Annotated in this window: 12 protein-coding genes; 8 read left to right on the top strand and 4 right to left on the bottom strand. The window is 57.4% G+C overall.

Annotation, left to right across the window (positions count from 1 at the left end; all coding sequences use genetic code 11):
* Positions 1–14 precede the first annotated feature (14 nt).
* Positions 15–545, bottom strand: a complete 531-nt coding sequence (gene ppa / locus LG383_RS16785) for an inorganic diphosphatase (RefSeq protein ID WP_106994080.1) — start codon at positions 543–545, stop codon at positions 15–17.
* Positions 546–854: 309 nt separating this feature from the next.
* On the opposite strand from ppa, the gene ytfQ reads away from it, so the two are divergent.
* The 5 genes from ytfQ (at position 855) to LG383_RS16760 (ending at position 7,127) form a co-directional block, all read left to right on the top strand.
* Complete coding sequence (ytfQ, locus tag LG383_RS16780) at positions 855–1,811, top strand: galactofuranose ABC transporter substrate-binding protein YtfQ (RefSeq protein ID WP_032616231.1); 957 nt, start codon at positions 855–857, stop codon at positions 1,809–1,811.
* Between the two features lie 127 nt (positions 1,812–1,938).
* On the top strand, positions 1,939–3,441 hold the full coding sequence (gene ytfR / locus LG383_RS16775) for a galactofuranose ABC transporter, ATP-binding protein YtfR (RefSeq protein ID WP_106994082.1): 1,503 nt from the start codon (positions 1,939–1,941) through the stop codon (positions 3,439–3,441).
* A gap of 10 nt (positions 3,442–3,451) precedes the next feature.
* Positions 3,452–4,477 (top strand): galactofuranose ABC transporter, ATP-binding protein YtfT, encoded by a 1,026-nt coding sequence (ytfT, locus tag LG383_RS16770; RefSeq protein WP_166181415.1) that lies wholly within the window; start codon positions 3,452–3,454, stop codon positions 4,475–4,477.
* Entirely contained in the window at positions 4,464–5,465 is a 1,002-nt protein-coding gene (yjfF, locus tag LG383_RS16765; RefSeq protein ID WP_106994084.1) for a galactofuranose ABC transporter, permease protein YjfF, read from the top strand. Before ytfT ends, yjfF begins: the two co-directional genes overlap by 14 nt.
* A 93-nt stretch (positions 5,466–5,558) precedes the next feature.
* Complete coding sequence (locus LG383_RS16760; protein WP_225759737.1) at positions 5,559–7,127, top strand: methyl-accepting chemotaxis protein; 1,569 nt, start codon at positions 5,559–5,561, stop codon at positions 7,125–7,127.
* Here LG383_RS16760 and LG383_RS16755 read toward each other — a convergent pair.
* Positions 7,102–7,458, bottom strand: coding sequence for a LysR family transcriptional regulator (locus tag LG383_RS16755; protein ID WP_166181417.1), 357 nt, complete (start codon positions 7,456–7,458; stop codon positions 7,102–7,104). The two genes, LG383_RS16760 and LG383_RS16755, sit on opposite strands and share 26 nt — an antisense overlap.
* Before the next feature lie 159 nt (positions 7,459–7,617).
* Complete coding sequence (gene fbp / locus LG383_RS16750) at positions 7,618–8,616, bottom strand: class 1 fructose-bisphosphatase (RefSeq protein ID WP_166181418.1); 999 nt, start codon at positions 8,614–8,616, stop codon at positions 7,618–7,620.
* Between the two features lie 179 nt (positions 8,617–8,795).
* Here fbp and mpl point away from each other — a divergent pair, with 179 nt between their 5' ends.
* Positions 8,796–10,169: a UDP-N-acetylmuramate:L-alanyl-gamma-D-glutamyl-meso-diaminopimelate ligase gene (mpl, locus tag LG383_RS16745; RefSeq protein WP_225759736.1), complete on the top strand. Its 1,374-nt coding sequence runs from the start codon at positions 8,796–8,798 to the stop codon at positions 10,167–10,169.
* Positions 10,170–10,275: 106 nt separating this feature from the next.
* Here the strand turns inward: mpl and yjgA are convergent, their stop codons facing one another.
* Positions 10,276–10,827: a ribosome biogenesis factor YjgA gene (gene yjgA / locus LG383_RS16740; RefSeq protein ID WP_106994089.1), complete on the bottom strand. Its 552-nt coding sequence runs from the start codon at positions 10,825–10,827 to the stop codon at positions 10,276–10,278.
* A 95-nt stretch (positions 10,828–10,922) separates the two neighbouring features.
* On the opposite strand from yjgA, the gene pmbA reads away from it, so the two are divergent.
* Together pmbA and cybC are read left to right on the top strand one after the other, a co-directional pair.
* On the top strand, positions 10,923–12,275 hold the full coding sequence (pmbA, locus tag LG383_RS16735; RefSeq protein WP_106994090.1) for a metalloprotease PmbA: 1,353 nt from the start codon (positions 10,923–10,925) through the stop codon (positions 12,273–12,275).
* Between the two features lie 54 nt (positions 12,276–12,329).
* Positions 12,330–12,713, top strand: a complete 384-nt coding sequence (gene cybC, locus LG383_RS16730) for a cytochrome b562 (protein WP_106994091.1) — start codon at positions 12,330–12,332, stop codon at positions 12,711–12,713.
* The last annotated feature ends 134 nt before the right edge of the window (positions 12,714–12,847 follow it).

Raw genomic sequence — 12,847 nt, 5'->3', positions numbered from 1 at the left:
TCACGCAGAAAGAATTACTTCTTCTTCGCGCGTTCGAAAGAGGCAACGATTTCAGCTTTTGCCGCTTCAGCGTTGTCCCAGCCGTCAACCTTAACCCATTTGCCTTTCTCGAGATCTTTGTAGTGCTCGAAGAAGTGGGTGATCTGCGCTTTCAGCAGTTCTGGCAGGTCGTTCACATCATTGATGTGATCGTACTCTTTGCTCAGCTTGGTGTGCGGTACCGCAACCAGTTTCGCATCTTCACCAGCTTCGTCGGTCATTTTCAGAACGCCAACCGGACGGCAGCGGATAACCGCGCCTGGCTGCAGTGGGTATGGGGTTGGGACCAGCACGTCTACCGGGTCACCGTCCAGAGACAGGGTGTGGTTGATGTAACCGTAGTTGCACGGATAGAACATCGCGGTAGACATGAAACGGTCAACGAACAGCGCGCCAGTGTCTTTGTCGATTTCGTATTTGATAGGATCAGCGTTCGCCGGGATTTCGATAACTACGTAGATGTCTTCCGGCAGTTCTTTACCCGCTGGGACGTTGAGTAAGCTCATGTCTGTGTCCTTTAAAATGATTGGTAATCAAGTGGCGAGTATTATAGCCAACTGGCACGGAATGTCTTCGCCTGTTTTCGCTAATACCCGCTCCCTGATGTCACTATCAGCCCTTTCTCATGACAAGATAATCCATAAACTCAGCCGCTTTTTTAATGGTCCAATGAAAGCGATTACAAACTTGTGATTAACGTTTTATTCACTTCTCCGAAGTGTGATGTAACACACTCCGTTACATCTCGCATTGTCTATAGTTTTTTCGCAGAACACCTTTTACCCAACAATAAACTACCCTACGAGGACGTTCTTATGTGGAAGCGCTTACTTCTTGTCACAGCAGTTTCAGCAGCCATGTCGTCTATGGCAATGGCCGCCCCATTAACCGTAGGATTCGCACAAGTCGGCTCGGAATCAGGCTGGCGAGCGGCTGAAACCAACGTCGCGAAAAGCGAGGCCGAAAAGCGCGGCATCACGCTGAAAATCGCGGATGGGCAACAAAAGCAGGAAAACCAGATCAAAGCGGTACGCTCTTTTATCGCCCAGGGCGTTGACGCCATCTTCATTGCACCGGTCGTGGCAACAGGCTGGGAGCCGGTACTGAAAGAAGCCAAAGATGCCGAAATTCCGGTCTTCCTGCTCGATCGTTCCATCGATGTAAAAGACAAATCTCTCTATATGACTACCGTCACTGCCGACAACGTTCTGGAAGGCAAATTAATCGGTGAGTGGCTGGTGAAACAGGTGGATGGCAAGCCGTGTAACGTGGTTGAGCTGCAGGGCACCGTCGGGGCCAGCGTGGCCATCGACCGTAAGAAAGGCTTTGCCGATGCCATCTCCAAAGCGTCAAACATCAAGATTATCCGCTCTCAGTCCGGCGACTTCACCCGCAGTAAAGGGAAAGAGGTTATGGAGAGCTTCATCAAAGCCGAGAACAACGGCAAAAACATCTGCATGGTTTACGCCCATAACGACGACATGGTGATCGGCGCCATTCAGGCCATTAAAGAAGCGGGTCTGAAACCGGGCACCGATATCCTGACCGGCTCCATCGACGGCGTGCCGGATATCTATAAAGCGATGATCGACAAAGAGGCCAACGCCAGCGTTGAGCTGACGCCAAACATGGCAGGCCCGGCCTTCGACGCGCTGGAAAAATTCAAGAAAGACGGCACCATGCCGGAGAAAGTCACCATCACCAAATCCACCCTCTACCTGCCTGATACCGCGAAAGAAGAGTTAGAGAAGAAGAAAAATATGGGCTACTAAGCCCCTCACCCCCGCCCTCTCCCCGCAGGGGAGAGGGAGAAAGGCAGGGCGGAGCTGGGACTTAACCATTGGCACGATAAATTCCCTCTCCCCTGCGGGGAGAGGGTTAGGGTGAGGGGGAAGCAGTATGACCACAGACCAACACCAGGAAATCCTCCGCACAGAAGGATTGAGCAAGTACTTTCCCGGCGTAAAAGCGCTGGATAGCGTTGATTTCAGCCTGCGCCGTGGCGAGATCATGGCCCTGCTGGGAGAGAACGGCGCCGGGAAATCCACGCTAATCAAAGCCCTGACCGGCGTCTATCACGCCGATCGCGGCACCATCTGGCTGGAAGGCCAGGCCATATCGCCCAAAAACACCGCCCATGCCCAGCAGCTGGGGATCGGGACGGTCTATCAGGAAGTGAACCTGCTGCCGAACATGTCGGTGGCCGATAACCTGTTTATCGGTCGCGAGCCGCGTCGTTTTGGCTTTTTGCGCCGCAAGGAGATGGAGGCCCGCGCCACCAGACTGATGGAGTCCTACGGCTTTTCCCTCGACGTGCGCGAACCGCTGAACCGTTTTTCGGTGGCGATGCAGCAGATCGTCGCCATCTGCCGCGCCATCGACCTCTCCGCCAAAGTGCTGATCCTCGATGAACCCACCGCCAGCCTGGATACCCAGGAGGTGGAGATGCTCTTCACCCTGATGCGCCAGCTGCGCGATCAGGGGGTGAGCCTGATTTTCGTCACCCACTTCCTCGATCAGGTGTATGAAGTGAGCGACCGCATTACCGTCCTGCGTAACGGCAGCTTTGTCGGCTGCCGTGAAACCCGCGAGCTGCCGCAAATCGAGCTGGTGAAGATGATGCTTGGGCGCGAGCTGGAGACCAACGCCCTGCAGCGTGCGGGCCGGACGCTGCTCAGCGAGAAACCCATTGCGGCGTTCAAGGATTACGGCAGGAAGGGCACCATTGCCCCCTTTAACCTCGAGGTGCGCCCTGGCGAAATCGTCGGCCTGGCGGGGCTACTGGGCTCCGGTCGGACCGAAACCGCGGAGGTGATCTTTGGTATCAAGCCTGCCGACACCGGCAGCGCGCTGATCAAAGGCAAACCCCAGGCGCTGCGCTCCCCGCATCAGGCCTCCAGCCTTGGGATTGGCTTCTGCCCGGAAGACAGGAAAACCGACGGGATTATTGCCGCCGCCTCGGTGCGGGAAAACATCATTCTGGCCCTGCAGGCCCAGCGCGGCTGGCTGCGACCGATCCCGCGTAAAGAGCAGAACGCCATTGCCGAGCGCTTTATTCGCCAACTGGGGATCCGTACCCCGAGTGCGGAACAGCCGATCGAATTTCTCTCCGGCGGCAACCAGCAGAAGGTGCTGCTGTCGCGCTGGCTGCTGACCAAACCGCAGTTCCTGATCCTCGACGAGCCGACGCGCGGTATCGACGTAGGGGCGCATGCGGAGATCATCCGCCTGATCGAAACCCTCTGCGCCGACGGCCTGGCGCTGCTGGTTATCTCGTCGGAGCTGGAGGAGCTGGTGGGCTACGCGGATCGGGTGATCATCATGCGCGACCGCCAGCAGGTGGCCGAGATCCCGCTGGACGAGCTGTCCGTTCCGGCAATCATGAACGCCATTGCGGCATAAGGAGTAGATCGTGATGCCACGTTCACTTTCTCAGACTGGCGAGCCGAAGCGCCGCTTCCGCTGGCCCACCGGTATGCCGCAAATCATTGCGCTGCTGCTGGTGTTGCTGGTAGATAGCCTCGTTTCGCCGCATTTTTATCAGATTATCCTCCAGGATGGCCGCCTGTTCGGCAGTCCGATTGATATTTTAAACCGCGCTGCCCCGGTGGCGCTGCTGGCGATTGGCATGACCCTGGTGATCGCCACCGGAGGGATCGATCTGTCGGTAGGGGCGGTGATGGCTATCGCCGGGGCCACCGCGGCCTCGATGACCGTGGCCGGACACAGCCTGCCGGTGGTGCTGCTGGTGACCCTGGGCACCGGGGTGCTGGCGGGGTTGTGGAACGGTATCCTGGTCGCGATCCTCAAAATACAGCCCTTCGTCGCCACCCTGATTTTAATGGTGGCCGGACGCGGGGTGGCGCAGCTGATCACCTCCGGGCAGATCGTCACCTTTAACGCCCCTAATCTGGCGTGGATCGGCAGCGGTTCGCTGCTGTTCTTCCCGACGCCGGTGATCATCGTGGTGGTGACCCTGATTGCCTTCTGGCTGTTCACCCGCAAAACCGCGCTCGGGATGTTTATTGAAGCGGTGGGGATTAACATTCGTGCGGCGAAAAACGCCGGGGTCAGTACCCGCCTGATGGTGATGCTCACCTACGTCTTAAGCGGGGTATGCGCCGCCATTGCCGGGATTATTGTCGCGGCGGATATTCGCGGGGCGGACGCCAACAACGCCGGCCTGTGGCTGGAGTTGGATGCCATTCTGGCAGTGGTGATCGGTGGCGGGTCGCTGATGGGCGGGCGCTTCAACCTGCTGCTGTCGGTGATTGGCGCGCTGATTATTCAGGGGATGAACACCGGCATTCTGCTTTCCGGCTTCCCGCCGGAACTCAACCAGGTGGTGAAAGCGGTAGTGGTGCTCTGCGTGCTGATCGTTCAGTCGCCGCGCTTTATCAGTCTTATTAAGGGGATGCGTGGCCATGATAAAACGTAATTTACCGCTAATGATCACCCTGGGCGTGTTCGTGCTGGGCTATCTCTACTGTCTGACGCAGTTCCCCGGCTTTGCCTCGACGCGGGTGATCTGCAACATCCTGACCGATAACGCCTTCCTCGGGATCATTGCCGTCGGCATGACCTTCGTGATCCTCTCCGGCGGGATCGACCTCTCCGTCGGGTCGGTGATCGCCTTTACCGGCGTCTTCCTGGCGAAAGCGATCGGCTACTGGGGGATCTCCCCGCTGCTGGCTTTCCCGCTGGTGCTGGTGATGGGCTGCGCCTTCGGGGCCTTTATGGGCCTGCTGATCGATGCCCTGAAGATCCCGGCGTTTATCATCACCCTCGCCGGGATGTTCTTCCTGCGCGGGGTCAGCTATCTGGTGTCGGAGGAGTCGATCCCGATTAACCATCCGGTCTACGACACCCTCTCCAGCCTGGCGTGGAAAATTCCCGGCGGCGGTCGGCTGAGCATTCTTGGCCTGATCATGCTGGGGGTGGTGGTGATCGGTATCTTCCTGGCCCACCGTACTCGCTTCGGCAACGAGGTGTACGCTATCGGTGGCAGCGCGACCTCCGCCAACCTGATGGGCATCTCCACCCGCAGCACCACCATTCGCATCTATATGCTCTCCACCGGGCTGGCGACGCTGGCGGGGATCGTCTTCTCCATCTACACCCAGGCGGGCTACGCCCTGGCGGGGGTGGGCGTGGAGCTGGACGCCATTGCCTCGGTGGTGATTGGCGGCACGCTGCTCAGCGGCGGGGTCGGCACGGTGCTGGGGACGCTGTTCGGGGTGGCAATCCAGGGGCTGATCCAGACCTATATCAACTTCGACGGCACCCTCAGCTCGTGGTGGACCAAGATTGCGATTGGCATCCTGCTGTTTATCTTTATCGCCCTGCAGCGTGGTCTGACGGTACTGTGGGAGAACCGCCAGAGCTCGCCGGTCACCCGGGTGAGCACCACCACCCTCAAGCGGTAACCCGCTGAATTTTCGCAATGTCTAAATCTTTTCCGGTAGCGGCCGATAACCCTTAATTCTGTCCAGATTTATCTCGCTACCGGAAATTACATCATGCTGAAAACGCTATCGATTCGTACCGGCTTGCTTTCGTTACTGGCCGTCATGACCCTCCTGCTGCTGCTCGTCAGCGGTATTGGCATTTATGCCCTCACGCAGAGTTCCGCTTCACTGCAGCGCATTAATCATCTTCAGGGCGAGCAGCTGGTGCAGCTCAATTCGGGCTACACCCTGATCCTGCGCGCGCGCAACGAAGCGGGGCAGGCCGTTCGCATGATGGAGGTGGGCCTGCTGGATGACGCCGCCAAGTCGGTGAAAAACATCAATGACGAAATCAACCAGGCACAAATCACGTTGAAAAACGTGATCGATAGCGGAGTGGACGATCCAGAAGGTGAAGCGCTGCTGAAGAAGGTTGCGGCGAGTCTCGCGGCCTATAATGCCCAAGGGATCGTGCCGATGCAGAACGCCCTGAAAGCGCAGAGTGCCGATGCGTATTACGATCTGCTGGAGAACCATCTGGTGCCGGTGGCGCGTCAGTTTGATAACGACATGCAGGCCTTCCAGACCTGGAGCGAAAGCCGCGGCAAAGCCGAAGTGGCGGCGGTGCAGGCCAGTAAAAGTAAGGTGATGATGCTGATTATTGTCGCCGCGCTGCTGACCGCGGGCATCATTGTGCTGGCCTGGCTGGCCCTGCGCCATATGCTGCTCAAACCGCTCTCCACCTCCATCGCCCAGCTGGAACATGTGGCCGCCGGGGATTTGACCCACGCCCTGACCGCGCCCGCCAGCCAGGAGTTTAACCGCCTGAATGCCGCCATCGAAGAGATGCGCCAGTCGCTGATGGGCTCGGTGCTGCGCGTGCGCGACGCCAGCTCGCAGATCGACACCGGCAGCCGGGAGCTGACGGCTGGCAACATGCACCTGGCCCAGCGCACGGAATCGACCGCTACCTCTCTGGAGCAGACCGCAGCCAGCATGGAAGAGCTCACCGCCACGGTGAAACAGAACGCCCACAACGCCGAGCAGGCGCATCAGGTGGCGAAGACGATGTCTGATACCGCCGATCGCGGCAGCGAAATGGTCTGCTACGTGATTGAGAAGATGCGCGACATCTCCGGCAGCGCCGGTCGTATCGCCGATATTCTCAGCGTTATCGACGGCATTGCCTTCCAGACCAATATCCTGGCGCTAAACGCCTCGGTCGAGGCTGCCCGCGCGGGTGAGCAGGGCCGTGGTTTTGCGGTGGTGGCCGGGGAAGTACGTATCCTCGCCAGCCGCAGCGCCGATGCGGCAAAAGAGATCCGCACCCTGATTAGCGATTCGCAGTCACACGTCAGCGAAGGCAGCGAGCTGGCCCAGCAGGCGGGTGAAACCATGGATGAGATTGCCACCGAGGTGATGCGCATGACCCGCCTGATGCGTGAGATTGCTAACGCGTCGCACGAGCAGAGCCGGGGGATTGAGCAGGTGAATATTGCGGTCAATCAGATGGACGAAACCGCGCAACAAAACGCGGCGCTGGTCCAGCAGTCTTCCGCCGCGACGCGCTCGCTGGAAGAGCAGTCCCGCGAACTGATCGAGGCGATGTCGTCCTTTAAACTGTCGATGCAACAGGCATAGCGTTATCACATTCCGGCGCCGCAGCAGGCGTCGGGATGCTCTCACCCATGGACGGCGCGCTGGCGATATGGTCGTGGATCAAGCCCAGCAGCTTTTCCATCTCGGCGGTCAGGTGCAGCGCATAAGGCGTTGGCTCAAGAAACAGACCCTTGCGGTTAAACAGCGGCGCATTAAAAAGCATCCCAAAGCGTTTCAGCGCCAGGCTCACGGCGGGTCTGGACATATCAAGACGTAAAGAGGCTTTGGCCATGCTCCCGCACCTGACGACTTCAATAAATACCGGAATCAGATTGAGGTCGATCCCAGTGGATGAGCGAGAGAGATTTTTCATTTCTGCTGATTTCCATTGAACACTATTTGAACGCCGTAATGATGACGGATTGATTCAGCGGGTTACAGCAGCATTTTTATATAGCTTTATACCGACACCGGTATAAATCGTTGGAAAAATAAAAGGGGCCTTGCGGCCCCTTCTGGTCAAACTCAACAATCACGCATCCGGGTATTCACGGATTAAGCGTTCAACGTCTTCCACCATATGATCGTTGCCGACGAAGAACGAACGGCGCTGGTGCAGACTCTCAGGAATGATATCCATAATCCGCTCTTTACCGTCGCTGGCTTTACCGCCCGCCTGCTCGGCGAGGAAGGCCATCGGGTTGCACTCGTACAGCAGACGCAGCTTGCCTTCCGGGTGGCTGGCGGTGCTTGGGTAGAGGTAGATCCCACCTTTCAGCAGGTTGCGGTGGAAATCCGCCACCAGGGAGCCGATATAACGTGAGGTATAGGGACGCTGGGTGGCAGTATCCTCTTCCTGGCAGAATTTAATGTATTTCTTCACCCCGGACGGGAATTTGATGTAGTTCCCTTCGTTGATGGAGTAGGTGCTGCCTTTCTGCGGGTAGCGCATGCGTTCCTGGCACAGGCAGAACACGCCCAGCGACGGATCGTAGGTAAAGGCATGCACGCCGCAGCCGGTGGTGTAGACCAGCATGGTGGAGGAGCCGTAAACCACATAGCCTGCCGCAACCTGCTTGTTGCCCGGCTGCAGGAAATCTTCTTCGGTTACCGGGGTGCCGACAGGGGTAACGCGGCGGTAAACAGAGAAAATGGTGCCGACAGAGACGTTAACGTCGATGTTGGAGGAGCCATCCAGAGGATCCATCAGAACGACATATTTTGCGTGTTCACACCCTTCAAAGACTACGATTTCGTCTTCTTCTTCGGAGGCGATCCCCGCCACGATGTCGCGTGCGCGCAGTGCAGCTTTCAGTTTTTCATTCGCGAACAGATCGAGTTTCTGTTGAACTTCGCCCTGCACGTTTTCAGCACCGCTGGCACCCAGGATATCGACCAGACCGGCCTTGTTGATATCGCGATGGATGATCTTGGCGCCCAGCTTTATTGCCGACAACAAAGCAGTGAGTTCACCGGTAGCATGCGAGAACTCGTGCTGCTTTTCGACAATAAATTCACCTAACGTTTTCATAACACCTTCCCTGCATTGGATGTTGAGTAAAGTTGTTGATGCCCAACAATCTTAACAAACTTTCAAATCTTCGCGCAGAGGTGAATCGCGCCAGCTAGGTACAGATTTTCCTGAAATGCGTTTCTCTGCCGCAGACATATGCGTAAAATGTGCGCCACATTGAAGAGGGATAGTGACGTATGCGCATTCATATATTGGGGATTTGTGGCACTTTCATGGGCGGCCTGGCTATGCTGGCGCGCGCTCTTGGCCATGAGGTGACAGGTTCGGACGCCAATGTGTATCCGCCGATGAGCACGCTGCTGGAAAACCAGGGCATCTCACTGATTGAAGGGTACGACGCCAGCCAGCTGGAGCCGCAGCCGGATCTGGTGATCATTGGTAACGCCATGACCCGTGGAAATCCGTGCGTGGAAGCCGTGCTGGAGCGCAACATTCCTTACATGTCTGGCCCGCAGTGGCTGCATGACTTTGTGCTGCGCGATCGCTGGGTTGTTGCTGTTGCGGGGACGCACGGCAAAACTACCACCGCCGGGATGGCGACCTGGATCCTCGAAGCCTGCGGCTACAAGCCGGGCTTTGTGATCGGCGGCGTACCGGGGAATTTCGAGGTTTCTGCCCGTCTGGGCGACAGCCCGTTCTTTGTCATTGAAGCGGACGAATACGACTGCGCCTTCTTTGACAAGCGCTCTAAATTTGTTCATTACTGCCCGCGCACCCTGATCCTCAATAACCTTGAGTTCGATCATGCGGATATCTTCGACGACCTGAAGGCGATTCAGAAGCAGTTCCACCACCTGGTGCGTATCGTGCCGGGCCAGGGGCGCATCATCCTGCCGGAAAACGACGTCAATCTGAAGCAGACCCTGGCGATGGGATGCTGGAGCGAGCAGGAGCTGGTGGGCGAGCAGGGCCACTGGCAGGCGAAAAAACTGACCAACGACGCCTCCCAGTGGGAAGTGCTGCTGGACGGTGAAAAGGTCGGGGAGGTGCACTGGGCGCTGGTGGGCGAACACAACATGCATAACGGCCTGATGGCGATTGCCGCCGCCCGTCATGTGGGCGTGCTGCCTGCCGACGCGGCCCATGCGCTGGGATCGTTCATCAACGCCCGTCGCCGTCTTGAACTGCGCGGCGAAGCCAATGGCGTGACGGTGTATGACGATTTTGCCCATCACCCGACGGCGATCCTCGCGACGCTGGCGGCCCTGCGCGGTAAAGTGGGCGGCACGGCACGCATTCTGGCGGTGCTGGAACCCCGCTCCAACACCATGAAGATGGGCATTTGCAAAGACGATCTCGCTCCGTCGTTAGGCCGTGCGGATGAGGTCTTCCTCCTGCAGCCGCAGCACATTCCATGGCAGGTCGCAGAAGTCGCGGACGCCTGTATTCAGCCTGCGCACTGGAGTGCGGATGTCGATGTGCTGGCGGATATGGTGGTGAAAGCCGCTCAGCCGGGGGATCACATTCTGGTGATGAGCAACGGCGGGTTTGGTGGGATCCATCAGAAGCTGCTGGACGGTCTGGCGAAGAAAGCAGCAGTAGCAGAGTAATAAAAAAGCCCGGTGGCGCTAACGCTTACCGGGCCTACAGTTCGTGCGCATTTGTAGGCCGGATAAGGCGTTTACGCCGCCATCCGGCGAACAGCATGCACGAGGATTAACTTTCGGCTTCCGCCAGTTCGCGCAGATACTGGAAGATCAGACGCGCAGACTTCGGCGGCTTATTCCCTTCTTTCTCTTTCTTGGCGTTACGGGCAAGCGTGCGCAGCTGCTGGCGGTCGGCGTCCGGCCACAGGTTCAGCACCTCCGCCAGGGCATCATCGCCATTATCAATAAGACGATCGCGGATCTGCTCCAGCTTATGGAACAGGGCAACCTGCTGGTTGTGGCGGTTTTTCAGCTTATCCAGCGCCTGGCGGATAGGCTCTACGTCGCGCTGACGCAACATTTTACCAATCAACTGAAGCTGGCGGCGACGGCCCTCTTTCTTGATGCGCTGTGCCAGTTCGATGGCGGCACGCAGATCCGGATCGAGCGGGATTTTATCCAGCGCGTTCTTACCCAGCTCTACCATTTCCGCACCAAGCTGTTTTAACTCTTCGGCGTCGCGTTTAATTTCACTTTTACTGACCCAGATGATCTCATCATCTTCGTCTTCGATGTCATCACCGGGAACGTCGTCGAGCCAGTCTTCGGGCTGCTTAGTCATGTCAGGCTCCTTAAAAAAAGAGGCTAATCTTACCAGTTTAGGCGCGTACTGAGAAACGGTTCTCTGATAGACTTCAGCTAACTACACCTTACATTATGGCATTTACGATGAAAGTGATCTCACAAGTTGCAGCACAGCGTAAAGCACTGGAAGAGGCCGTCTCCATGGCCCTGGAGCTGGCGTCAGCGAAATCCGACGGGGCAGAAGTCGCCGTCAGTAAAACCACCGGCCTGAGCGTCAGCACCCGCTATGGTGAAGTGGAAAACGTTGAATTTAATAGTGATGGCGCGTTAGGGATTACTGTTTATCACCAGAACCGTAAAGGCAGCGCCTCCTCCACCGACCTCAGCCCGGACGCTATTGCGCGTACCGTGCAGGCGGCGCTGGATATCGCCAGCTACACCTCCCCGGACCCTTATGCGGGCGTGGCAGACAGAGAATTACTGGCCTTTGAAGCCCCGGATCTGGATCTGTTCCACCCGGCAGAAGTGACCCCTGATGAAGCCATTGATTTCGCCGCGCGTGCAGAACAGGCCTCCCTGAATGCCGATAAGCGCATTACCAACACCGAAGGCGGCAGCTTTAACAGCCACTACGGCATCAAGGTGTTTGGCAACAGCCACGGCATGCTGCAGGGCTACAGCTCCACCCGCCACTCGCTTTCCAGCTGCGTCATCGCTGAAGAGAACGGCGACATGGAGCGTGATTACGCCTACACCATTGGCCGCGCGCTGGGCGATCTTCAGTCGCCAGAGTGGGTTGGGATGGAGTGCGCAAAACGCACATTGTCCCGCCTCGCTCCACGAAAACTGTCTACCATGAAAGCACCGGTGATCTTCGCCAATGAAGTGGCGACCGGGCTGTTCGGGCATCTGGTCGGGGCGATCGCGGGTGGCGCGGTGTACCGTAAATCGACCTTCCTGCTCGACGCGCTGGGTACGCAAATTCTGCCAGAATGGCTGACCATTGAAGAGCACCCGCACCTGCTGAAAGGGCTGGCGTCTACGCCGTTCGACAGCGAAGGCGTGCGCACGGAGCGTCGCGATATCATTAAAGACGGCATCCTGACCCAGTGGCTGCTGACCAGCTACTCCGCACGCAAACTGGGGCTGCAAAGCACCGGCCATGCGGGCGGCATCCACAACTGGCGGATCCCGGGTCGTGGCCTGAGCTTTGAGCAGATGCTGAAAGAGATGGGCACCGGGCTGGTGGTAACCGAGTTGATGGGCCAGGGCGTTAGCGGCGTGACCGGCGACTACTCGCGCGGGGCGTCCGGCTTCTGGGTAGAAAACGGTGAAATTCAGTATCCGGTGAGCGAAATTACCATCGCCGGCAACTTAAAGGATATGTGGCGCAATATCGTGACGGTGGGCAACGATATTGAAACCCGCAGTAATATACAGTGTGGATCGGTGTTGTTACCGGAGATGAAGATCGCCGGCCAGTAATACTCAAGCGCACTCCGGTGCGCTTTTTTTTAATAATAAAAAAGGAAGTGAGCAATGCGTAAACATCTGTTAGCAATCGTCGCAGCTTCAACGCTGGTAATGAGTACGTCGGTCCTGGCTGACCTGGAAGACAACATGGACACCCTCAGCGAAAATCTGAAGGTGGTGCAGAAAACGGACAATGCGGCGGAAATGAAAGACGCCCTGACCAAAATGCGTACTGCTGCGGTGGATGCGCAAAAAGAGACCCCGCCGAAGCTGGAAGGCAAAGCGGAAAACAGCGCGGAGATGAAAGATTTCCGTCACGGTCTGGAGACCCTGGTGGGGCAGATTGACGGCGCGCTGAAGCTGGCCAACGAAGGCAAAGTCAAAGAAGCACAGGCGGCAGCCGATGGGTTTGTCACCACGCGTAATACTTATCACAAAAAATACCGCTAATGGGTGCCTGAGCCTTACGTCCTCTCCCGTGTTGCGGAAGATGATTATTGTCAAAGAAATGATCATCAAAACCCTGATACTGGGATCTCTGCGTTTCATGGATGCCTCCTTGCTTTTAAAGCGGGCGAGGTAGC

Source organism: Leclercia sp. Marseille-Q4284 (assembly GCF_916618945.1).
Taxonomy (GTDB): Bacteria; Pseudomonadota; Gammaproteobacteria; order Enterobacterales; family Enterobacteriaceae; genus Enterobacter; species Enterobacter tamurae.
This window is presented reverse-complemented; position numbering and strand designations above follow the sequence as displayed.

Excerpts from the sequence above, each read along its gene's own strand:
- ppa (WP_106994080.1), bottom strand. The coding sequence starts at position 545 with ATGAGCTTACTCAACGTCCCAGCGGGTAAAGAACTGCCGGAAGACATC.
- ytfQ (WP_032616231.1), top strand. The coding sequence starts at position 855 with ATGTGGAAGCGCTTACTTCTTGTCACAGCAGTTTCAGCAGCCATGTCG.
- ytfR (WP_106994082.1), top strand. The coding sequence starts at position 1,939 with ATGACCACAGACCAACACCAGGAAATCCTCCGCACAGAAGGATTGAGC.
- yjfF (WP_106994084.1), top strand. The coding sequence starts at position 4,464 with ATGATAAAACGTAATTTACCGCTAATGATCACCCTGGGCGTGTTCGTG.
- LG383_RS16760 (WP_225759737.1), top strand. The coding sequence starts at position 5,559 with ATGCTGAAAACGCTATCGATTCGTACCGGCTTGCTTTCGTTACTGGCC.
- LG383_RS16755 (WP_166181417.1), bottom strand. The coding sequence starts at position 7,458 with ATGAAAAATCTCTCTCGCTCATCCACTGGGATCGACCTCAATCTGATT.
- fbp (WP_166181418.1), bottom strand. The coding sequence starts at position 8,616 with ATGAAAACGTTAGGTGAATTTATTGTCGAAAAGCAGCACGAGTTCTCG.
- mpl (WP_225759736.1), top strand. The coding sequence starts at position 8,796 with ATGCGCATTCATATATTGGGGATTTGTGGCACTTTCATGGGCGGCCTG.
- yjgA (WP_106994089.1), bottom strand. The coding sequence starts at position 10,827 with ATGACTAAGCAGCCCGAAGACTGGCTCGACGACGTTCCCGGTGATGAC.
- pmbA (WP_106994090.1), top strand. The coding sequence starts at position 10,923 with ATGGCATTTACGATGAAAGTGATCTCACAAGTTGCAGCACAGCGTAAA.
- cybC (WP_106994091.1), top strand. The coding sequence starts at position 12,330 with ATGCGTAAACATCTGTTAGCAATCGTCGCAGCTTCAACGCTGGTAATG.